We start from the raw sequence: 23,782 nt of genomic DNA on the forward strand, positions 1-23,782 counted from the left end.
CTCTGAGGGTCACACACACGCGGAGGTCGACTCGAGCCGGCGCAGGATCTGTTGCAGAAAGGCGCGCGGTCTGCGGGTCACGTAGAAGTGGTCGCCGGGCATCGCGATCGGTTCGTCCGCGCGACGCAGCCAGTCGCGCCACGCGGCGACTTCTTCGCGCGACGCTTCGGTGTCGCGGCTGCCGTGGACGAGCAGCGTCGGCGTGTCGATGCGGCGCTGGTCGGCGCGCGGCATGCGGCGATAGGCCTCGGTGATCCGGAAGTCGGCGCGCAGCATCGGCAGGAAGATCGCGAGCAGCGACGGATCTGACAGCAGCGTTGCGTCGCTGCCGCCGATCTCGACGAGCTGATCGACGAACGCGCGGTCGTCGAGATGGCTGAGCAGGCGCCGCCCTTGCAGGTGCGGCGCGTGGCAGCCGGACAGCACGAGCGCGAACGGCGGCGCGCCGCGCCGCTCGAGACGCTCGCAGGTCTCGAACGCCACTTGCGCGCCCATGCTGTGCCCGGCGAGGATCAGCTTGCCGGGCGACGCCTTCGCATCGACCAGCTCGTCGGCGAGCTGATCGGCGAGCCGGCCGATGTCGTCCGCGCCCGGCTCGCGCATCCGGTGGTCGCGGCCCGGATAGATCGCGAGCGAGACGTCGATGCCGAAGTCGTCGACGTTGCGCCAATCGCGGAATGCGCTGCTGCTGCCGCCCGCGAACGGGCACATGACGAGCCGCCACGCAGCCGGCTCCGGCGACATGATCCACGGGCGCAGCATCCGCCGCTCGTTCATGCCGCCACCTGTTCGTCGGGCGCGGCGTCGACGAGCATGCGCGGGTCGATCGCCGGCGGCGGCGCGACGCGGCGCTCGCGCGCGGGGCCCGCGCATTGCAATGTCTTTTGCCAGACGCGGGCGAGCGCGAGCTGATAGGCGGGATCGAACGCGGCGGGCGCCGCCGCGCCGTCGAGATGCCGGCGCAGCGCGTGCAGCACGTGCGCGACGCCCGCGGGGCCGTCGACTTCGAGCGCGTCGCGCCAGCTTGCCGGCGCGGGATGCAGCGGCAGGGCGGGCGGCCGGTCGAAATGCGCGCTTTCGGCGCCCGTCGTCCGGTACGCGCTGCGATTGCCGTCGCGATGCTGCGGGTCGTATAGCGCGGCGGTCCAGACGACCGGGCCGTAGCTCGCGTCGAGCGACAGATAGCCGGAAGGCCAGCCGAGCGTGAGCTGATGCATCGCGAGGCTGTGCAGATCGGGATCGTCGGGATCGAGATAGGTTTGCAGACGCAGCGTCGCGCGGCAGCCGGGCAGGCCGATTCGCAGCGCGTGGAACGCGGGATCGTCGTCGTCCGCGGCGTCGACCGTCGCGTCGACGGCGCCGCTCGCCTGCAGCAGCAGATCGAGCGATGAGTAGAGCAACTGTCGGCTCGTCGCGAGATGCGCGAAGTGCGCGTGCTCGCCGCCGAGCGCGCGCCGCACGCGCCGAGCGCGATCGATCCAGCAGCGGCCGGCCGGCGTGTGCGCATAGAAGCTGTTGACCCAACAGGCGCGCTCGCGTTGCGCGGCGAGCTGCTGCAGGCGAGCGACGTCGTCCGGATGCAGCGGATGCTCCTGCACGACGTGCGCGCCGCGTTCGAGGAATGCCTGCGCGAGCGACGTGCCGGCGCCGCCGACGACCGTCGAGCGGACGACCACGCATGCGATGTCGATGTCGCCGGGCACGTCGTCGATCGACGTGTAGAGCGGAATGCCGAACGCGTGAGCCAGTTGCCGCGCGCGCGGGCTGCCGTTCGCGAGAAGTCCCGCGAGCTCGAGCCCCGGCTGCGGCGCGAGGAACGCATTCAGATAGATTTCGCCGAATTTTGCGCCGGCGACGAGCACGCGCCTGTTGCGCGCGTTGAGAGGTTTCATGCGACTTTCTCCTGCGGGCGGCGAGGGTTGTCGCGCCACTGCCGGAACAGGGCGGCGACGTTCTGTGCTCGTGCGTCGTCCATCACGAGCGTCCAGTGGTCTGCGTCGAGCGTGTGGCGCTCCGCGTGCATGTCCCAGCCTTGCCAGTCGAGTTCGGCCGGTCGCCAGCGGGGCGGGCGGTGCGCGGCGGCGATCCACAGGCAGCGGATCGGCAGCGGGGCGGGCGCGTGGTGGCGCGCGAGCAGGCCGAGCAGGTCGCCGACGCGCGTCAGCCAGCGCTGCGCATCGGCGGCGCTCGTGCGCTCCGGCAGCAGCCCGGCCGTTTGCGCGGCGCGCACGAAGCACGCGGTCTGTTCGTCGGCGTCGAGCTGTTCGAGGTCGTCGGGCAGCGGCACGACGGCGTGTCCTTGTGCGAGCAGACGCAGCAGCGACGCGCGATCGTCGTGATCGAAATCGGCGCGGCAGACGGGATCGAGCAGCGCGAGTTCGACCGTTTCGCCGCGCTCGTGCAGCAAGCGCGCGGCCTCGGCGGCGACGGACGCGCCATAGGACCACCCGATCAACGTATACGGCCCGTGCGGCTGCGACGCGCGGATGGCTTGCACGTAGCGATCGGCGAGCGCGCCGAGATCGTCGGGCAGCGTCGCGTCCGTCGCGCGCAAGCCGTGAACGCGGCAGTCCAGATGCCGCGCGAGCGGCATGTACGCGGCGAGCTCGCCGTCGGACGCGTGGAACATGAACACGCGCGCCGGATCGCGCCCTTCGGCGAGCGCCACCAGGCAGCCGCCCGCATCGGCTGCCACGGCCGCTTCGGACGCGGGCGGCGCGTTCAGCGTCGCGCAGAACGCGCCGAGCGTCGGTTCGGCGAAGAGCGCCTGCAGACTCGCGCCGCGCATGCCGTCGCGATTGAGCTGCGCGATCATTCGCGTCGCGATCAGGCTGTCGCCGCCGGATTGGAAGAAATCGCTGTCGCGATGGATAGGGCACTTCAGCAGCGCCTGCCACACCGCGCCGACGCTGCGTTCGAGCGCGGCTTGCGCTTGCGGCTCGCGCGGCGGCGCGACAGGCGCGACAGGCGCGGTCGACGTGTTCGACGCGCGAGCCGCGCGGCTCGGCGCACCTTCGTTCGCTTCGTCGCGTCGCGCCGCGTGGCGGTCCGCATGTCGATCGATGCGTTCGCATTGCCGGATGCGCACCGGCGGCAGCGCGTCGCCGCAGCGCGCGCGCAGGCCGCGTTCGAGCGCCCCGAGATCGAGCCGGCCGACGTGCGTCGCGCGTGCGAGCACCAGGTGCTGACGCAGCGGGCTGCATTCCTGCTCCGGCCATGCGAGTTCGACCGAAAAGCCCGCCTGCCCGAGCGCGTCGCGCCACGTCGGCAGATCGAGCATCGGCTTGTCGTCGGCCGTGCGGAAATCGTCGTAGCCGTTCAGGCCTTCGATGAAGCCGATGCTCGCCATCTGCAACGCGCTGTCGCGCTCGGTCGCCTCGATCATCAACAGGCGGCCGCCCGGTCTCAGCAGTTGCCCGAGGCAGCGCAGCGACCGCACGACGTCGCTCGCGTCGTGCAGCACGTTGACCGCGACGACGATGTCGTAGCCTGCTTCCGGATGCGCATCGAAATCGACCGGCGCGTTGATGTCGAAGCGCGCGTAGTCGAGCTGCGCGTGGCCGGCGAAGCGCTCGCGGGCGGCGTCGAGGAACAGCGTCGACACGTCGGTGAAGCGGTAGCTGTGCAGCCGGCCGTCGAGCGCCGGCACGAGGTGGCGCGTCGTCGCGGCGGTGCCGGCGCCGACTTCGAGCACGCGCAGCCCGCCCGAACGCTCGCCGAGCGCGCGCGCGATCTGCGCGGCGCCGCGATTCAGGCAGTCGATCGCCGGATTGTCGCTGTACAGCGCGCGGGTGATCGCATCGTCGTCGTCGAACAGCAGCGCGAGCGGCGCTTGCGTGCCGTCGAACAGCGCATCGTGACGCGCGATGCACGTATCCAGATAGGCGCCGAGCGTGCGGCTCCAGCCGGCTTGCGGTAGCGCCTCGGCCGGGTCGGGAACCGTATCGAGCGCCCGTTCGCCGACGAACGCGTCGCCTTCGCGGCGCAGCCAGCCGCGCTCGGCCAGCGCGAGCAGCCATTGCCGCGCGAGCCGGCGATACTGCGGCCGCGCGCGCAGGCGCGACTGCACTTCGTCGAGATCGTGGCGTTGCCCGGCCTGCGCGAACAGGCCGTGGCGATGCAGCGTCCGGGCGATGCCGCGCAGCGCGCGCGCCTCGAGCCAGTGCCAAGTCGCATCGATTTCCGCGAGCTGCGACGCGTCGAGCATCGGCAGCGCAGACGTCAGGGTCAGCGGCGCGCCGATCTCGGGCGGCGGCGCGACCTGCGCGCCGGCGGCCGACACGACGATGTCGAGCGTGCGACCGTCTTCGGCGAGCGTCGCGTCGGCGTCGGATACGCCGTCCTGCGCGCGCAGCAGGTCTTCGATGTCGCGCAGATCCATGCCCGCATCGCCGGCATGCAGCGGCCAGCGGCGGCGCGCGAAATCCACCCATGCGCCGTCGTCGCGCAGTTTCGCGAGCCCAGGCTGCGTCATCCGTTCCGGTTGCGCGGCGATTCCGCGCAGCAGGCATCGATAATCGTCGAACATCGCCTGCGCGGCGCCGTGCGCGAGCACGTCGTCCATGCAGTACCAACTGAACACGAGATCGCCGTCGACTTCCATCACCTGATGATCGAGCCAGACCTGCGGCGTCTGAGTGAACACATGGACCGGCTCGCCGAACAGGCTCGTCATCGCCTGATCGATGCTCAGGCCGTCGAGCGACATCCCCAGCATGCTCGTGAACACGACCGGCATCAGCGGCCGGCGAGGGTCATGCGCGCGGCCGCGCGACAGCTCGCGCATCAGCTCGACGCCGTTGACCTGGCTGTGCGCGAGGCGCTGCCAGAGCCGCTCCTGCGTGCGCTCGATCGTGTCGCGCAGCGTCGGCGCGCCGTTCAGCGCGAAGTCGATCAGCAGCACCGACGTGAAATCGCCGATCAGTTGGGAGACCTGCGGATGATCGGGACGCCGGTTGAAGAACGTCAGGTTCAGCGTGAAATCCGGATGCCGGCTCCAGCGTTCGAGCGTGTGCGCGAAGAGCGCGAGCAGCGCGGCCGACGGCGTCGCGCCCCAGCGCTGCCATTCGCGTTTGAGCTTGTCCCAGTCCGCGCGTTCGAGGCGCGCCTGATATGTGGTGAAGCGGGGCCGCGCGCGGTCGGCGCGTTCGGGTTCGAGAGGCAGCAGGGGCGCGGGCGGCAACTGAGGGAGCGTGCGTTGCCAGTAGCGCCACGATGCCTGCCAGTCGGGCGCGTCGCGGCGCGCCTGATCGGCGAGCACGTAGTCGCGGAACGTGATCTGCAGCGGTTCGAGCGCCGCGCCGCGATAGGCGCGCGCGAGGTCGTCCATCATCACCTTGAAGCTCTGCACGTCGAACAGCAGCAGGTCGAGGTTCATGTGGAGCCGGTAGCGCGCATCGTCGAGCTCGGTCACGACGAGCTCGAACAGTGGCCAGCGGTCGGCGGGCAGCACGCGGTACGACAGTTCGTCGCGGGTGTGTTCGAGCGCGCGCGCCTGATCGTCGGCGGCGAGGCGCTTCAGGTCGCGCCGCTGCGGCCGGTAGACGGGCACGTCGCGCAGGATGCGCTGGCGGCCGTCCGAATCGACGATCATCCGCAGCATGTCGTGACGCGCGACGAGCGCGTTCCAGGCGGCCTCGAAGCGTGCGAGGTCGAACGTGTCGCGCCGCATGTCCCATTCGAACAGCACGTGACACGCGACGCCGCCGTACGCGATCAGATCGGTGCGGCCGAGCCAGTACGCATGCTGGATCGGCGTCAACGGGAACGGCTCGAAGCGGTTCGCGGGATCGTGGATGAGCGCGCCGGCGTCCGAAGCGGGCGCGCTGGCGTCGGCGGGCGCGGATTCGACGATCAGCCGGCCGATTCCGGCGACCGTCATGTCGCGATACGCGCGCTCGGCGTCGAGCTTGACGCCGAGCTGCGATTCGACCGCGCTCCGCAATTCGAGGAACAGCAGCGAATCGAGGCCGAGCTTCAGCAGATCGCGTTTCGGCGTGAGTTGAGCGAGATCGTCGAGCTTCAGTTGCGCGGCGATGCGCGCCGTCAACCATTGGCGGACGGCATCGGCATCGCGCGGATCGGGGCGCGCGGCGGCGGGCGCCGCCGAAGCGGCGCGGGAGGCCGCCGTCGGCGAGCGCGCGAGCCGCGCGGATGGCGTATCGGCGCCGGCGTCGAACAGCGCGCGGCGGCCGGCGTCGAGCCGCTCGCGCAGCACGCGCATCGCGAGCCGGTATGGCGCGCCGCGCATCACGGCCTGTTCCAGATGCCACAGGCCTTCCGCGCTCGACAGCACGCCCATCCCGCTCTCCGCGAGCTTGTGTTGCAATGCGGGCTCGGCCGCGCGTCCGGCTTCGCCCCATGCGCCCCACGCGATGGAGATCACCGCCGGCGTTTCGCCGCTTGCGCGCGCTTCGGCGAGCCCGTCGAGATAGGCGCTCGCGAACGCGTGCGCGCCTTGTCCCGGCGCGCCGAGCGCGGCGGCCGCCGACGAATAGAAAAGCAGATAGCGCGCGTCGTGCGCGCCGAGCCAGTCGCGCAGCACGCGCGCCGCGTCGGCCTTCACCGCGAGCACGGGCGCGATGCGTTCGGCGTCGAGCGTGGCGAGCGGCGCATCGTCGAGGATGCCGGCCGCATGGATCGCGCCCGCGACGCCGCCATCCGCGTGCAGCGCGTGCAGCGCCGCCGTCAACTGCGCGGGTTCGGCGATGTCGCAGCGCACCCAGCGCAATTTGCATGCATGGAGCGCTTCGACTTCATGCTGGAACGCAGACCAGTCGTCATGCGCGCGAGGCGCGACGAGCGCGATGCGGCGTGCGCCGTGGCGCGCGAGCCAGCGCACGCTCAGCCGGCCGAGGCCGCCGAACGCGCCGGTGACGACGTGCCAGCGTTCGCCGGCGAGCGCGCCGGCGGGCAGCGCGGGCGCGACGTAGGGTTCCGCCGCGAGCGATGGTGCATGCGCGCGGCCATCGCGGACCGCGAGCCAGCGAGCGCCGCTGCCGAGCGCATCGAGCGCCGGCAGCAGATCGCGCCACGCGGCGGCCGGATGCAGGTCGATCGCGGCGAGCATGCGGTCCGGCCGTTCGGCGGCCGCGACGCGCAGCAGCCCCCACGCGGCGCGATGCGCGGGGTCGACGAGATCGTCGGCGTGGACCTTCCATGCGCCGCGGGTCACGACGACGAGCGGCGCGCGGCTTGCTTCGGACAGCGCGTCGAGCAATGCCGGCGCGATCGCCTGTAGCGGCTTCTCATCCGGATCGAGGATGAACAATCGGCGATCCGCGTGCGGCGCGATCGGCATGCCCGCGTCGCGCAGCGCATCGGCGAACGGCGCCGACGCGGCGTGCAATGCGATGCCGTTCGCATCTGGCGACGCATCGGACACGGGCCGCCACTGCCAGCCGTAATGCGTATCGCGCGCAGGCAGCGGCGCGGGCAGGCCGTCTTCGGGGGAGTCGGCGTCGAGCGGCCGCCATGCGCCGGATTCGTCGCGCGCGTCGAGCGCGATCCGCGCCGCGCCGAACGGACTGGCGCACCAGCGCAGGCGCACGAGCGTCAGCCACGCCGGCGCGCGCTCGGGCGCGCGAATCGTCGGAGCCGCCTGGCCGCCGCCGTGGCGGCCCGCCAGTTCCGCGCCGCTCCGCGCGAGCCGTTGCTGCCATGCCTCGCGCCGGCCCGCGCAATCGGACCAGTCGGCGAGATACACGCCGTCGTCGGTGAGCGGCTGACCGAGCAGCGGATCGGCGTCGTCGGCGAGCCACGGCGCGACGCCCGCCGAGCGGCCCGGCGCGGTCGCGAGCACGATGTGCTCGCTGATGCCCGACGTCGGCGCGCCGTCGTCCGGCAGCCAGTCGATGCGCTCGAAGCCCGCCGCGACGCATTGTTCCTTCCAGCGCGCGGTCGACAGGAACAGCTCGCCGCCGCGCGCGTCCTCGTCGTGCAGCGGCAGCACGAGCGGGCCGAATACGAAATCGAAGAGGCGCATCGGCCGCGTGATCTCGCGCATCAGCAGACGGCCGCCCGGCTTCAGCAGCGGCGCGAGGTTCGCGAGCGCGCGGCCGACGTGCTGCGTCGCATGGATCACGTTGGCCGCGACGATCAGGTCGTATGCGCCCGCTTCGAAGCCTTGCGCATGCGCGTCTTTTTGCAGATCGAACACGCGATAGTCGACGCCTTCGTGAGCGGCGAATTTCTGCTCGGCGCGCCGCGTGAAAATCGGCGAGATGTCGGTGAAGTCGTAGCGGACGTTCGGCTCGCCGTCGAGTTCCGGCAGCAGCCACGCGGTCGTGCCGCCGGTGCCGCCGCCGACTTCGAGAATCCGGAATGGGCGGTGCCGGCGACGGTTCGTCTGCCGCTCGCGGACGAGCCCCGCGACGACGCCCGCTGCGATCTGGTTGAAATAGCGCCCGAAGCTGAATTCCTGATACAGCACTTCGACGCCGCTCGACGCGCTGTCCGGGAAGATCACCGCGACCGGCTCGATGTCGCCGCTCATCATCGCGTGCAGGCTGTCTCCCGCGCGCGCGACGGTATCGGCGATCACGTCGAAGCCTTCGCAGCAGTCGCGCAGGATCTGCAGCAGCGCGTCGCGTTCCGCGTGGGGCGCCGCGAGCGCGGGCGCGTAGCGGTCGTTGTCGCGGCGGTAGTAGCCGTCTTCGACGCACGCATTCAGGAGCCGCACGAGCAACTGGCGATGGCGCGGCAGCAGACGGCCCGCGCGCAGGATGTCGAGCGCGGTCGCGCCCTCGTCGAAGCGCTCGCCGATGCAGCGGCGCACGAGCCGATCGACGTAGATCGCATGCAACTGCGTGACACAGTCGTAGAGCCGTTGCAGGCGCGGCAGATCGAGCGATGCGGCGGCTGCGGCCGCGACCCGCCGGCCTTCGGCGAGCGCCGGGTCGACATCGCCGCCGTGCGCCGCGGGCGGTGTGACGGCTGCCGGCTGCGCATCGCGCCAATAGCGTTCGGCATCGAACGGATAGCGCGGCGCGTGCAGCTTGCGGCCGGACGAAGGCAGCACGTTCGCCCACGGCAGCGCGACGCCCGCCGCATAGAGTTCGAGCGTCGCTTGCCGCGTTTGCGCGAGCGCGGGCTGTTGTCGGCGCGCGCTCGCGATCCAGCGCGCGCGTTGAGGCGACTCGCGCAGGCCGATCCCCGTCAGTTGCGCATCGGGCCCGAGTTCGAGAAACACGCCCGCGCCCTGTGCGATCGCGTGACGGACCGCGTCGGCGTAACGGACCGGTTCGCGCATGTGCCGGCGCCAATAGCCGTGCGCGTTGAGCCCATCGGCGTCGATCGGCCCGCCGAGCAGCGTCGACACGAGCTGCACGCGGCCGGGCGCCGCATGCAGTTGCGCAGCCGCGCGTTCGAACGTGTCGAGCACCGGATCGAGCAGCGCCGAATGCGCGGCGCCCGGGACCGTGAGCCGCGCGTGGCGGATGTCTTTCGCGGCGAGCGCGGCGGCGAGCGCGTCGACTGCATCGCGACGGCCGGAGAACACGAGATGACGCTCGCCGTTATGCGCGGCGACGTCGACGCCGGCTTGCCTGGCGAGCGGCAGCAATTCGTCGGCGCACGCGAATGCGGCGAGCATCGCGCCCTCCGCGCAGCGCTGCATCAGCGCGCCGCGCAGCCGGACGAGCGGCATCGCCTGCTCGATCTCGTAGTGTCCGGCGACGACCGCGGCCGCGTATTCGCCGACCGAATGACCGATCACGATCTGCGGCTCGAGACCGAGTGCGCGCCAGTGCGCGGCCATCGCGAGCTCGAATGCGACGATCGCGGGTTGCGCGTAGTCCATCCGTTCGAGCAGATCGCCGCGCTCGCCGGACATCGCGTCGCGCAGCGGGACGTCGAGCTCGCCGTCGCAGGCCGCGAAGCAGCGGTCGAGACACGCGGCGAACGCGGGCGATTGCCGATAGAGCGCCTGTCCCATGCCGGGCCAGTGCGAGCCCTGGCCCGTGAAAAGCCAGACCATTTGCCCGGCTTCGCCGCTGCCGCGATGGACGAGCGCATCGTCTTCGCCCAGCGCGAACGCGTCGAGCGCCGCGACGGTTTCTTCGCAGAACGGCACCGCGAGCCGGTGCGGCAGGTCGAGCTGCCGTCCGCGCAGCGCGGTATGGAGCAAGTCGCGCGCGCCCGCATGCCGCAGCGCGTCCGCGTAGCCGCGCGCGAGGCGTTGCAGCGCGGGCTCGCTCGCCGCGCTCAGCAGCAGCGCCGCGCCGGCGTCCGGCTGCGCATGGTCGTCGCCGCCGACCGCCGCGCGCAACGCGTCCGGCAGCGACGCGACGACCACATGGCAGTTCGTGCCGCCGATGCCGAACGACGACACGCCCGCGACGCGCGATGCGTCGTCCCAGGGCTGCGCTTCGGTGGGCACGTAAAACGGGCTGTTGTCGAGGCCGAGCGCCGGATTCGGCTTACGGAAGTGCAGGCTCGGCGGAATCGCGCGCCGCTCGACGGCGAGCACGGCTTTCAGGAGGCTCGCGATGCCGGCCGCCGTATCGAGATGCCCGATGTTGCTCTTGACCGAGCCGAGCGCGCAGCGCGGCCCTTCGCCCGCCCGATGAAAGACGCCGCGCAGCGCTTCGAGCTCGACCGGATCGCCGAGCGGCGTGCCGGTGCCGTGCGCCTCGACGAGGCCGATCTGCGTGCTGTCGACGCCCGCGAGCATCAGCGCGTCGCGGATCGCGTCGCGCTGTCCGGCCGCCGACGGCGCGGTGTAGCCGACCTTGCGGTCGCCGTCGTTGTTGATCGCGCTGCCGAGCAGCACCGCGACGACGGGGTCGCCGTCGCGCAGCGCGTCGCCGAGCCGACGCAGCACGACCGCGCCGACGCCGTTGCCGGCGAACGTGCCTTGCGCGTCGGCGTCGAACGGCCGGCAGCGGCCGTCCGGCGAGAAGATCATGCCCGGCTGATGCAGATAGCCCGCGTGCTGCGGAAACGATACGGCCACGCCGCCCGCGACGGCCATGTCGCATTCGCCGGCGCGCAGGCTTTCGCAAGCCAGGTGCGCGGCGACGAGCGAGCTCGAGCACGCGGTCTGCACGGCGAGCGCCGGTCCGCGCAGGTTCAGCTTGTACGCGACGCGCGTCGCGACATAGTCCTTGTCGTTGCCCATCAGCGACTGCAGGCCCTTGACCTGCGCGACTTCGGCGATCCGCAGCGGCTCCCTGCCCGGATACGTGCTGATGCGCGCGGACCCGAACACGCCGGTGCGGTGCGGGACGTCGCGCGGCGCGTAGCCCGCGTGCTCGAGCGCGTGCCAGACGATCTGCAGGAAGAGGCGCTGCTGCGGGTCGATCGATTCGGCTTCCTGACGGGAATAGCCGAACAGCGCGGCATCGAACGCGTCGGCGTCGCGCACGACGGCGCCGACGTTGACGAAGTTCGGCGCGTCGATCGTCGCGGCGTCGAGGCCCGCGTCGAGCAACGCCTGCCGCGTGAAGCGGCGGCTGCATTCGGCGCCGGCGAGCAGGTTGCGCCAGAACGCGTCGCTGTCGTCCGCTTCCGGAAAGCGGCACGCGTGGCCGATCACGGCGATCGGCTCGCCGTTCGGGTAATGCGTCGCGAGCAGCGCGTCGAGATCCGCGGCCGGGCGAGCGGACGAGGTGGCTTTATCCATGACTGGTTTCGAGAGAAGGTTCGTTGGCGGCGGGCGAAGGCGCGGGTGCGGCCGGCTGCGCGAGCCGGCCGCACAGCCGGATCGCGGGCCACAGGCTCGCGACGGCGAGCGCGGCGAGCAACGCGAGCACCGGGCGATAGCCGACGGCGTGGCTGACGCGCAGGACGGCCATCGACATCAGCATGGCGACGGCCATGTCGGTCGACTGGAACAGCGCGTAGTCGGATGCCGGCTGGTGAGGGCGGGTAAGTCCCATCAGCACGTTGTAGAGCGTGACGAAGCCGATCGCCGCCGCGACGTTGACGAAGCCGAATGCGAGCGTCCATTCGCGTATGCCGAAGCGGGGATAGCCGATGGCGAGCACGCCCGCGAGCAGCGGGAACGACAGCATGACGGGCAGCACGCACCGCCACGCGCCGAAACGGCGCATGGCCCAGCCGCCGAGCGCGATGCCGGCGCCGCTCGCGACCGTGCTGTAGATCGTGACGACTTCGCCGAGCGCGCTCAGGCCGAGCCCCGCATCGACGAGCAGCACGGTCTGCAGCGCCATCAGCCCGCGCATCGCGACGAGGTAGATCGCGGTCAGCGCGAGCGCGGGCCCGATCCCGCGCAGATTGCGCCAGTGCAGGCGCGGGCGCGCCGAGCCGACGGGCGCGGCCAGCATCGGCTGGCGGATCAGCAGCGACGGAATCAGCAGCAGCAGCGACAGCGCGGCGATGCCCGCGAAGCCGCAGCGCCAGCCGGCGCGCTCGGCGATCGCGAGGAACAGGAACGAACCGAGCGGAATCCCCAGATAGCTGCCGCCGACTTGCGCGACGTTCGCGAACGGGCGGCTGCGGGCGTCGGTCGTGCAGATCGCGATGCCGTTCGCGTAGATGCCGTGGCTCGCGGACAGCAGCGACAGCAGCATCAGCGACACGACGATCGCGCCCGCCGCGTGCGCCGGCGGCAGCAAGCCGATGCACGCGATGAGGGCCGCCATGCCGAGTTGCAGCAGCGCGAGACTGCCCTGATAGCGGTTGCCGCGCAGCGGCAGCGCGTGACGCTCGCACCACGGCGCCCACAGGAATTTGCCGACCCAGGGCAGCATCGCGAGCGACAGCCAGCTCAACTGGGCGAGGTCGGCCCCCGCGTGCCGGAAGTAGCCGACGACGCCCTGCATCGTCAGCGCGCTGACCATGCCCTGGTGCGCGTAGTACGACCAGTACGGCAGATAGCGCTTCATGCGGCGGCTCCTCGCCGGCGCTGCAGCTTCGCTCTGCGTTGGTCGAGGAGCGCGCGCCGGTTCGCGTCGTCGGCCTGGGCCGGCGCGTGCGCGCCGCCGAGATGCGCGGCGAGCGCGTGCGGCGACGCATGCGTGAAGAGATCCGTCACCGCGAGCGACGCGTAGCCCGCGTGCCGAAGCTTGACGTGCCATTGGACGAGTTCGAGCGACGACGCGCCGGCTTCGAAGAAGCTCTGTCGCGCGGCGATCGGCAGGCCGAGCGTCTGTTCGAAATGCTGGCGCAGCCGGCCGACGAGCGCGGCGTCGACCGGCGCGTCGTCGCGAAGCGCGGTGATCGGCGCCGCGGGCGCGGCGGCGGCGGAGCCGACGGCGCCCCCGCCGTGCATCGACCGCGCGCCGGCCTGGCCGACACGCGGCACGAGGACGTCGAGCGGCAGCCGCCACGCCGATGCGTCGGTCGCGAGCCGCTGCAGCAGCGCGACGTACTGATCGAACATCGCGCGCAACCGATCGGGCTCGAACAGCGCTTCGACCGCATCCCAGTTGAAGCGCAGCTCGCCTTCCGATTCGTAGACCTGGTGATCGAGCCATACCTGCGGCGTCTGCGAGATGCCCGAGCGCGGTTCGAGCCACGACGCATGGGCGAGGAAGCGGTCGTGATCGAAGCCGAGCGCGCTCGTGAACACGACCGGCATCTCGGCGGCGGCCCGGCCGTGCCGCTGCGCGAGCTGGCGCATCACCCAGAGCGCCGACACGTCGCGGTGCGCGAGGTCTTGCCACAGCCGCTGCTGCAGCCGCTGCGCGCTCCCGAGCCAGTCGTTCGCGGGCTGCCACGCGAGCAACAGCAGCGACGTGAAGTCGCCGAGCACCTGCTCGATCTGCGGATGCACCGGCTGCCGATCGAACAGCGTGAGGTTCACGCACAGCTCGCGCTGCGCGCTCCACGCGGACAGCACGGCCGAATACGCGGCGAGCAGCAGGGCCGACGGCGTCAGGCTCGCCGCGCCGGCGCTCGCCTTCAGCGCGTGCCATTGCGCGCGCGACAGGCGCGCCGACAGCCGCATGAAGCGCGGCGTCCCGATTTCCGCGGGCGTGCGGCGAAGCGGCAGTTGCGGCGCGGAGGGCAGGCCGTCGAGCCGGCGCTGCCAGTAGGCGAGCGACGCTTCGCTGGCGCGCCGGCCAGCGACGTGCGTCACGTAATCGCGAAAGCCGATGTCGAGCGGCGGCAGCGCGCGTTCGGGCGCGACATACAGTTGCTCGAGCTCGGCGAGCAGGATCTGCATGCTGAGACCGTCGAGCATCAGATTGTCGAGACACACGTAGAGCCGGCTGCGCTCGCCGCCGTCCTCGGCTGCTTGCACGTCGAACACGGGCCAGCGCGCGGGATCGAGGACCTGATGCGCGAGCCGCTCGCGCAGCGCGGCGGCGTCGGGACCGTCGAGGCTCGTGACGCGATGGCGCGTCAACGCGAACGGCGGCGCTTCGGCGAGCACCTGCTGCCGGCCGTCGCGGACGACCGCGCGCAGCATGTCGTGGCGCGCGATCAGGCGGTTCCACGCCGCTTCGAAACGCACGACGTCGAGCCGCTCGACTTCGAATTCGACGAAGAAGTGCGAGCCGACGCCGCCCAGCGCGAAGCCGGCCTGGCGGCCGACGAGATACGCCTGCTGGACGTCGGTGAGCGGGAACGGCTGGAAGCGCGACGCGGCGTCGGGCCGCAGCGCGTCAGTTGCCGGCTCGATGCGCGGGCGCAGCGTCGCGGCGAAGGCGGCGAGCGTCGGGTAGTCGAACAGATCGCCGAGCCGCGCCGTGTAGCCTGCCCGATCAAGTTCGCCGATCAGGCGCGTCGCGAGCAGGCTGTCGCCGCCGAGCTGCAGGAAGTGGCTGTGCCGATGCACCGCGTCGACTTGCAGCAAGCGTTGCCACAGCGCGGCGACGGCCGTTTCGGCGTCGCCCTGCGGCGCTTGCCGCGCGGCGTCGGCGTCGGCATCGGCGACAGCGGCGGCGGGCGCGCAGCGGGCCAGCAGCGCCTTGTGGTCGATCTTGCCGTTCGCGGTGAGCGGCAGGGCGTCGATGAAATAGAGGCGCTGCGGCAGCATGTAGGACGGCAGATGCGCGGCGAGCGCCGCGCTCAGCTTTCGCGGATCGGGCGTGCGCACGATGGCGGGCGCGCGCAGCACGAAGCGCCGGTGCGCGCCGACGTCGTCCGACTGCTCGCACGCGAGCGCGCGATCGTCGAATGCATGTCGCCAGTCTTCCGCGCGGCGCAGGCTGTGCTGCGCGGCGGCGCCGCCCGCGAGCAGGTCGGCGCTGACGAGCGCGAGCGCCGATGCATCGCGCAGCTCGGTCACGTAGACGAGCGCCGACGGCGCGGCCAGCCCGGCGAGTTCGTCGAGCGCCGCATCGCCGAGGCGGTGCAGCGCGTTGTTGGCCCAGACCACGTCGGCGCCGTGCGCGAGATCGTTCAGCGACGCGGGGTCCGCGCGCCGCGCTTGCGCATGCGGGAACGCGGCGAGGCGCGCCTGCGCGCGCAGCACCATGTCCTGCGACGCGTCGATGGCCGTGTAGGCCAGCCGTTGTGCGTCGAGGCGGCGCAGCAGCGCTTCGCCGAACAGGCCGCTGCGCGCGCCGATCTCGACGAGCCGTGCGGGCCGCCCCAGCGAGCGGGATAGCGCCGCGACCGCGGTGGCGAGCGCATCGATCGCTTGCCCGGCGCCATCGCTGCGCAGCAGCAGCGATTCCGGCGACCAGAACGGATGGTCGAGCAGCGTGTGCGCCGGGCGCAGCCCGCGCAGGATCGCGCCGAGCGCGTCGTGGTGAGTGAGCAGCGCGTCGGCGGTCGTGAAGAGCGGGTCGTCGGCGCGCGGCCGGCGGCGCGCGTGGTCGTAGCGCGGGCCGCGGCGATACGCGCCGTCCCGTTCGGCGAGGCGGCCGTGCGCGGCCAGCAGCGCGAGCCAGCGCGCGAACAGCGCACGCCACGCCGGCTGCGCGCGATAGCGCGCGAGCGCCGTGTCGACGTCGAGCGGCGCGTCGAAGGTCACGCCTTCGCGTTGCAGATGGTCGTGCAGGAAATCGGCGACGAGATGTTCGATGGCCACGTCGGACTTCGCGTCGGTGTCGGTGTCGGCGTCGCGGCTGGCGTCCGCGCTTGCGCTCGCGTTGCCGATGGCGTCGATGGCGCGGCCTGCGTGTGTGTCCGCATCCGCATCCGCGTCCGGATCGGCTTCCCGAGCGGAGCCGCAATCGCCCGCGGGCGCGAACAGCGCGCGAAAGTCGGACGGCCATGCCGGACCCGCGCGCCGTTCGTCGAACAGCGCGTCGCCTGACGGCACGACGAACGCCGCAAGCGATTTGTCGCGTTCGCCGACCGCGAGCGCGATGCCGGTCTTGACGCCGTCGATGCGATTGAGCGCCGCGTCGATCTCGCCGAGCTCGATCCGGTAGCCGCCGATCTTCACCTGCTTGTCGCGCCGGCCGAGAAATTCCAGTGTGCCGTCGGGCCAGTAGCAGCCGTGATCGCCCGTCCGATACCAGCGGCCGCTCGCGTCGTCGACGAATTGCCGCGCGGTGCGTTCGGCGTCGTTGAAGTAGCCGAGCGCGACGCCTTCGCCGCCGATCCACAGCTCGCCCGGCACCCAGTCCGGGCAATCGCGGCCCTGCTCGTCGACGACGCGATAGCGCTGGTTCGCGAGCGGATAGCCATAAGGGATCGAGCGCCAGGGCGGCGGCACGTCGCCGACGTCGTAGGCGTTCGACCAGATCGACGCCTCGGTCGCGCCGCCCATGGCGACGAGCTCGCCGTCCGCGCGAAACGCACGGTAGCGCGCAGGCAGATCCAGACCGATCCAGTCGCCGGACAACATCGCGACGCGCAGGTTCGACGGCGCGCGCAGCCCCAAGCCTTCGGCGTACGTGACGAGCATGTCGAACAGCGCGGGCACGCTGTTCCATACGGTCACGCGATGGCGGTCGAGCAGTTCGCACCAGACGGCCGGATCGCGCCGCTGCGCTTCGTCGACCAGTACGAGCGCGCCGCCCGCCGCGAGCACGCCGAAGATGTCGTAGACCGACAGATCGAAGTGCAGCGCGGACAGCGCGAGCACGCGATCGCCCGCGCCGACGCGGTAGCGCCGGTTCAGCTCCGCGCATGTGTTGAGCGCGCCGCGATGCGAGATCACGACGCCCTTCGGCGTGCCGGTCGAGCCGGACGTGTAGATCACGTACGCCGGCGTGCGCGGATCGACCGCGACGGGATCGCGCAGCGCGTCGGCCGCGACGGCGTCCTGCCACGCGAGATAGCGCGCCGGATCGTCCGGCGCCGCGATCGCCGCCGGATCGTCGCGGCAGACGAGCACCCGCTTCACGCGAGCGTCGTCGTAGATCTTGCGGCGGCGTTCTTCCGGCTGGTCGAGCGGCACGGGAACGTAGACCGCGCCCACGTGCAACACGCCGAGCACCGCGACGATCTGCCCGATGCCCTTCGACATGCTGACGGCGACCGTATCGCCCGCTTCCACGCCGCACGCCGCGAGCGCGCCCGCGCAGCGGCGCGCCTGTTCGGCGAGCGTCGCGTAGCTGATTCGCGCGTCGCGATGGATCAGCGCGACGGCGTCGGGCGCGCGCCCGGCCGCGTGGAAGAAGCCGTCGTGCAGGCAACCGTCCGGCACCGGCCGCGCGGTGTCGTTGACGCGCGCGCGGACCGCGCGCTGCGCGTCGGGCATCGGATCGGGCAGCGGCTTGCGCCAGGCGCTGGCGTCACGCACGAGATGCCGCACGAGCGCGACGTACGCATCGAACAGCGCATCGACGAGGCTCGCCGGAAAGAGCGCGTCGACGCTGTCCCACTGCAGCCATGCCGACGCGCCGTGTTCGAACGCGAGATGGTCGATCCATACTTGCGGCGTTTGCGAGATGCCCCACCTGGGCTCGCCGAGCGCGGCGGCGGTGTCGCGGCCGTACAGCGGGCGGCCGAGATTGCTCGTGAACACGACGGGCGCGCCGTGCGGATGACGCTGTTCCTTGCGCAGCTCGCGCAGCAGCTCGACGCCCGACCAGTGGCGATGCTCGTATGCGTCGGCGAACGTCGCCTGGTTCGCGCGCGCGAGCGAGTCGAACGGCGCGCCTTCGGCGGCGAGATCGATCAGCAGGATGTTCGTGAAATCGGCGATCATCCGCTCGACGGCCGGATCGAGCGGCTGTCGATCGAACAGCGTCAGGTTCAGCAGCAGGCGTGGCTCGCCGCTCCAGCGCGCGAGCACCGCGCCGAAGCACGTCGCGAGCGCCATCGTCGGCGTGACGCCGCACGCGCTCGCCTGCGCCTTGAACGCGCGCCAGTCGGCCTCGCCGAGCGCCGCGCGGCGGCGGCTGAAGCGAACCGGCGCGACGCGCTCGGGCTCCTGGGCGAGCGGCAGACGCGGCGCGGCCGGCAGTTCGGGCAGCTTCGCGCGCCAGTAACGCTGCGCCGCTTCGCGCGCGGCCGCGCTGTCGTGCTGCAGATGCGCGACGTAGCTGCGAAAGTCGTAACCGCTGCCGATGTCCGGCAACGCGCGGCCGCTGGCGAGCGCCGCGAGCTCGTCGAACACCAGCGTGAAGCTCGCCGCGTCGAGCACGAGCAGATCGAGGTCGACGTGCAGGCGGTGCCGCCCGCCGGGAAGCAGCGACAACTGGAAGTCGAACGTCTCGCCGTGCTCGACGTCGAGCACGCGATGGCCGAGGCGTTCGCGCAATGCGGCGAGCGCGTGCTCGCGTTCCGCATCGCCGCAGGCGCGCAAATCGTGCACGGCGACGCCGGGCCAGCTCGAACCCGCACGCCATTGCTGGCGGCCGTCCGCGCGGAATGCGACGCTCAGCATCGGATGGCGGGCGATCAGCGCGCGGACGGCGGATTCCAGCCTGTCCGGCGTGAGCCCCGCGCCGTCGAACTCCTGATACAGATGGCAGCCGACGCCGCCGAGCGGCTGCTGCGCGGCGCGGCCGACGAGATACGCATGCTGGACGGGCGTGAGCGCGAACGGTTCGCCGTCGCGCATCGTCGGCCATGCCTGCGGCGCGGCGGGCCGCTCGGCGACGCGCGCGGGGCTGCGCCGCATCAGCGCGAGCCAGCCGGCGAGCGTCGGCTCGCGGTACAGCTCGCGCAGCGTCAGCGTGTGGCCGCGCGCGCGCAGCCGGTTCAGCCACGCCATCAGGCGCATCGAGTCGAGGCCCAGTTGCAGCAGGTTGGCGTCGGCGTCCAGTTGTTCGGGGTCGACGGACAGATCGGCGGCAAGCTCGCCGCGCAGCGATGCGCCGTCGAGCGCGATGCAACCGGCTTCGACGGCTGGATCGGGGGCGAGGCTCGTATGAAGGTCGGACATGAATGAAGATCCCGAGTCGGTTGTGATGCGAAACCCTGAACGCAAAGACACCCCGTCGACGCATACGCCGCCGCCCGTTTGCGGGCGATGGCGCGATGCTTCGTGCAGTCGTCGGTCATCGGATGAGTGGCGGCGGCATGCGCACGCGACGCGGCGCGACGGCGGCTGCGGCGTGTGCGATGCGCGACGCCGCGTGCCGGTTCGATGGGCGCGGCGTTCCCGCGCGCGTCGCTAAGGACTTCGGCGCGTGCCGCGCGTCGCGGCCGACGTGCGTGCGCGGCCGCTGCGCTGCTCGAGCCAGGCTTGCGCCTGCGCGCGCGCTTCGATGTGCGTCGCGGCGACGCGGAACGGATAGGGCGCGTGCTCGGCGCGATCCCACGCACGGGCTTTCTCTTCGTAGGCGCGCCGCCGCGCGAGGTCCGCCTCGATGCGGATCGCGCCGGCGCAAAGCCGCTGCTGCGCGACGTTGTCGCGACACCATTGAACGTAGGCGGATACGAAGCGCGGCGAATGACGCGGCAATTCCTCGCCGTCCATCAGCAGCACGAACGGCTCGGCGCGCGTGTACAGCGCCTTGAACTGCGCGAGCCGCGCGTCCGCTTCCGTATCGGGAACCTGCGCAGGCATGTGCAGGTACACGAGCGGCCAGGAGCGGGTGTCGATGAAGTCGTTCATGAGTCCCTCGTCGGTAACGCCACGCAAGCGAGAAGACTCGGGACAGACGACGTGTCGGACGGTTTTCGGGCAAGACGCGCAATCGATTCGCGGTTGCCTGAAAGAACCGTTGACGGATCTGCGATCCGTCATCTGCCTGCCCCGAGTGCAACGGCGCTGTGCGACGCGCGCTGCCTCGATTTGCGGTGTCTCTTATGACTGTGAACGATAAGCATTATTGTTTAGAAGCTCTACCCGAAACGGATTTATTTCCGCTCGCATCGGTATCTTGCCGCCGCCCCAATGGAACTCGCCCGGCACGGCTGGCGATGCATCCGCGCCGGGCGGGCAAGGCGGGCAAGGGCGGCGAAAAGCGCGTGCGGGCGCGGACGGGCCGTGCCGCGAAAGAGAACGTCGCGAAGGACTGCGTCGCGAAAAGCCCGAACGCCGCCGAACCGATTGTCAGCGGCGCTGCTTGAACGCCGAGGGATTGACGCCGAACTGCTTCTGGAACGCCGCGGTGAAGTGGCTCGCGTTCGCGTAGCCCATGTCGGCGGCGACGGTCATCACCGGCGTGTCCGCGCTCGACAGCCGGCGGCGCGCTTCGTGCATTCGCTCCTGCTGGAAGAGCCCGTAGACGCTGTGATCGAACAGCCGCCGGAACCCGCGCTTGAGCTTGAGCACGCTGAGCCCCGTTTCCTTCGCGAGCATCGCGATCGTCGGCGCGCGGCTCAGATCCGCGAGCAGAAGATCCCGCGCGCGCAGCAGCTTCTGCCGCTCCGCCGCCGGCAGCGGCCACGCATGCGGCGCGGCGTCGCCATGCGCTTCGATCACGAGGCTCGCGAGCGCGAGGCTCTGTCCGAGCAGCCACATCGACGGGCGGCCTGCGCGGCCGTGCGCGCACCGATGCCTGTCCTGCAGCGCGTGGCTCAACGATTGCGCGGTCGCGCGCATCTCCGCGTCGCACCGGCACGGCGCGCAGCAGCGCCCCGAATCGAGCTTGCGCTCGAGCGCCGCGTCGAGCTCGGGTGCGAGCTCGCGCACGAGATCCGGCCGGATCGACACAGTCACGCTTTCGATCTGGCCCGAATGCATTGCGCGGCCGCTGCAATCCGGCGTGTAGCTGATGCATCCCGTGCCCGCTGACAGCACGTGCTCGGTTTCGCTGCTGCCGGCGTCGATCGAGAAGCGCGAGCGACCTTGCAGCGCGCAGCAGAAATGAACGCGGCCCCAGTCGTCGCGGATATTCATCGAGATCGGCTGCCGCAGCTCGCCTTGCCAGACGAGCACATCGATGCCGTCTTGCAGCGCGACTCTGAGCAGTCGGCAATCGGGCGCGGACTCGGCGGGCGGCGTCGGACTGGCGAGCAGCGTCGATATCGCGACTTCGGGTTTCGCAAGCGTAGAACTGGAAGAAGGCATCGGTGGTCGTCTCCGCGCGGCATACCGATTGGGGTGGAAGTCGACCCGATCGGGGTAGAAGTGTAAATGCGAATTGTTATCATTATTGCAATTCCAGTCGCCGCCGTCGAGACAATCTGCTCGTTCCGGAGAGTCAGTCTGTCTCGGCGGCTTCTCGCGCCCTTCGGGCGCGTGACGGTCTCGTCTCGCCGTGGCGCGCGCCCACGGCGAGACAGGATTTCTTCGTGACGCACGATTGCACGATGAGTCCGCCCGGCCGTCCTTCGAGATCAACAAGGAGTGTGTGTGATGCGGTATCAGCGAGCCTGGCGGGGCAGGCTCCCGGCGTCGAACGCCTTTGCGATGGCAGTCGCGATTTCTCTCATTCCTTTGTCGAGCGTCGCTCATGCAAGCGCCGCCGGCACGCCGTCGGCGAAGCGGTCGGGCAGCGGTCCGGCCGGGGCCGGGGCCGGCGCGGCGTCCGGCGTGACGGCGGCCGGCGAGCTGTCCGCCGTGACCGTCACCGCGAGCAAACGCGATCAGCCGCTCGCGACGCTCAACGGCGCGGCGGTCGTCGTCGAACAACCGGCGCTCGACGATGCGCAGGTCGCGAACACACTCGATCTCGCGCGGGTGCTGCCCGGCGTGCAGATCACGAGCGGCGGCTCGATGCTGTTTCCGATGATCGGCCTGCGCGGCATCTCGTCCGCGCAGGATTTCTACAACCCGGCGTTGACCGTGTATGTCGACGGCGTGCCGCAATTGCCGACGTTTTCGTCGCAGACGCTCCTCAGCGTCGATCGCGTCGAGTTGCTCAAGGGGCCGCAAGGCACGCTGTACGGCAAGAGCGCGGAAGGCGGCGTGCTGAACATCGTCACGCTGCCGCCCGACAACACGCCGCGCGTGCATCTGCGGGCGGGCGTCTCGAGCCGCGGCGGCAACGTCGAGCAGGCGGAGGTCGCGGGGCCGCTCGTCAAGGATTTGCTGTACGGCGCGGTGTCGCTCGCGCACGTCGACGCGCCCGGCGATTTGCGCAATCCGGCCAGCGGCGCGAATCATCAGGGCGGTTCACGCTCGTTCGCCGGCAGCGCGAAGCTGCGCCTCGCGCCGTCCGGCGCGCCGTGGGAAGTGAACGTGTCGGTCGGGCGCGATTGCGCGAAGGCGACGCAGGACATCTATGTGCCCTTCGACGACATCGGCAGCCGCACCGCGGACATCGATCCGCGGCTGCCCGCGCAATATGCGGAGTCGTACATGCGCCGCTGCGGGAACAGCTATGCGCTGTCCGGGCGCTACGATTTCGGCCAGTGGCGTCTGTCCGCGATTTCCGCCTGGCAGACGGTCGACATCGAGCGGCGCTTTCCGTTTCTCCAGTATTTCTCGCAGCAGCCGGAGGACTGGCGGCAGAACGTCCAGGAACTGCGGCTCGCGACGCACGCGCCCGGCCGGCGCTGGGACGCGGTGTTCGGCCTCTATCGGCAGGACGTGCATCAGTCGCGCACGTACGTCAACGACATGGTGATTCCGTCGGTCGTCAATCTGTCGACGACCGCATCGAGCAACGAAAGCAAGTCGCTCGCCGCGTACGGCGACGTCACGTGGCACGTGACGGACGCGCTCGATCTGTCGGCCGGCCTGCGGGCGTCGCGCGATCAGGCGTGGACGCAGTTCGCCGGCGCCGCGATGGCGTCCGCGTCGACGTATGCGCCTTTCGCCGGCGTGAGCGGCACGGCCGGCAACCGGATTCTCGGCAAAGTGTCCGCCGGCTATCAGATCGATCCGGCGTGGCGCGTCTATGCGAACGTGTCGCAAGGCTATAAGCCGGGCGGCTTCAATCTCGCGCCGTCGAGCCTCGCGGATGCGCAGGCCTATGGTCCGGAGCGTGCGGTCAGCTATGAGCTCGGCGCGCGCTATGACGGGCGGTCACTGCGCGGCAGCGTCGCGCTCTATCGGATCGACATCCGCAATGCCCAGCTCTACAGCAGCGATTCGCTCGGTTATCAGTCGCTGCGCAACGTTGGCGACACGCGCTCGACGGGCGTCGAGTTCGGCGTCGAATGGGGTATCGCGCGAGGCTGGACGGCCGGGCTCGACGGCTTCGTCAATCACGCGACGTTCCGCAGCTACACCGATCCGTTCGGCTGCGCCACGTGCTCGGGCAACGACGTTCCGTTCGCGCCTCGCTACGGCTTCACGCTGAACGTCGGCGGCGAAGTGCCGACGATGGTCGGCACGGTCCGGCCGCGTGTCGCGGTGCGCTGGCTCGGCGCGCAGCACTTCGACGTCGCGAACAAACTGCGCCAGGGCGGCTATGCGCTGGTCGACGCGTCGCTCGGCTGGCGTCCGCGCCGCGACGTCGAGCTTACGCTCTATGCGCAGAACCTGACGAACCGCGACTACCGCACGTATGCGTTCCGTGCGCCGACAGGCAATCTCGCGCAGGTCGGACTCGGACGCACGGTCGGCGTGACGGTTGCGTTCGATTATTGACCGTGCGCGACGCGGCCGGCCGCATGGCTCGCCGCG

At 71.1% G+C, this 23,782-nt stretch carries 9 protein-coding genes; 2 read left to right on the top strand and 7 right to left on the bottom strand.

Annotation, left to right across the window (positions count from 1 at the left end):
* Positions 1-9: 9 nt before the first annotated feature.
* The 6 genes from AQ610_RS20615 to AQ610_RS20640 all read right to left on the bottom strand — a co-directional run bounded on the left by AQ610_RS20615 (position 10) and on the right by AQ610_RS20640 (position 19,876).
* Positions 10-777 (bottom strand): thioesterase II family protein, encoded by a 768-nt coding sequence (locus tag AQ610_RS20615; RefSeq protein ID WP_006029110.1) that lies wholly within the window; start codon positions 775-777, stop codon positions 10-12.
* The gene (locus AQ610_RS20620) at positions 774-1,892 is read right to left on the bottom strand and encodes a thiazolinyl imide reductase (RefSeq protein ID WP_006029109.1); all 1,119 of its coding nucleotides are present in this window, start codon (positions 1,890-1,892) and stop codon (positions 774-776) included. Before AQ610_RS20620 ends, AQ610_RS20615 begins: the two co-directional genes overlap by 4 nt.
* Entirely contained in the window at positions 1,889-11,623 is a 9,735-nt protein-coding gene (locus AQ610_RS20625) for a type I polyketide synthase (protein WP_006029108.1), read from the bottom strand. The genes AQ610_RS20620 and AQ610_RS20625 overlap by 4 nt, the downstream gene beginning before the upstream one ends.
* Positions 11,616-12,848 carry an MFS transporter gene (locus AQ610_RS20630; protein WP_006029107.1) on the bottom strand — a complete coding sequence of 411 codons (1,233 nt, stop codon included), beginning with the start codon at positions 12,846-12,848 and terminating at the stop codon, positions 11,616-11,618. Before AQ610_RS20630 ends, AQ610_RS20625 begins: the two co-directional genes overlap by 8 nt.
* Positions 12,845-19,201, bottom strand: coding sequence for a non-ribosomal peptide synthetase (locus AQ610_RS20635; protein ID WP_006029106.1), 6,357 nt, complete (start codon positions 19,199-19,201; stop codon positions 12,845-12,847). The genes AQ610_RS20630 and AQ610_RS20635 overlap by 4 nt, the downstream gene beginning before the upstream one ends.
* Before the next feature lie 231 nt (positions 19,202-19,432).
* Positions 19,433-19,876, bottom strand: coding sequence for a hypothetical protein (locus AQ610_RS20640; RefSeq protein WP_006029105.1), 444 nt, complete (start codon positions 19,874-19,876; stop codon positions 19,433-19,435).
* A 194-nt stretch (positions 19,877-20,070) separates the two neighbouring features.
* Between AQ610_RS20640 and AQ610_RS36275 the strand changes: the two genes are divergently transcribed.
* The gene (locus tag AQ610_RS36275) at positions 20,071-20,334 is read left to right on the top strand and encodes a hypothetical protein (protein WP_144411855.1); all 264 of its coding nucleotides are present in this window, start codon (positions 20,071-20,073) and stop codon (positions 20,332-20,334) included.
* Here AQ610_RS36275 and AQ610_RS20645 read toward each other — a convergent pair.
* A complete protein-coding gene (locus AQ610_RS20645) occupies positions 20,318-21,277 on the bottom strand; it encodes a helix-turn-helix transcriptional regulator (protein WP_006029104.1) in 960 nt (319 codons plus the stop codon). The two genes, AQ610_RS36275 and AQ610_RS20645, sit on opposite strands and share 17 nt — an antisense overlap.
* 342 nt (positions 21,278-21,619) lie before the next feature.
* Between AQ610_RS20645 and AQ610_RS20650 the strand changes: the two genes are divergently transcribed.
* Entirely contained in the window at positions 21,620-23,746 is a 2,127-nt protein-coding gene (locus AQ610_RS20650; protein ID WP_006029103.1) for a TonB-dependent receptor, read from the top strand.
* Positions 23,747-23,782 lie beyond the last annotated feature (36 nt).

Origin of the sequence: Burkholderia humptydooensis, assembly GCF_001513745.1 — a bacterium.
Classification (GTDB): Bacteria; Pseudomonadota; Gammaproteobacteria; order Burkholderiales; family Burkholderiaceae; genus Burkholderia; species Burkholderia humptydooensis.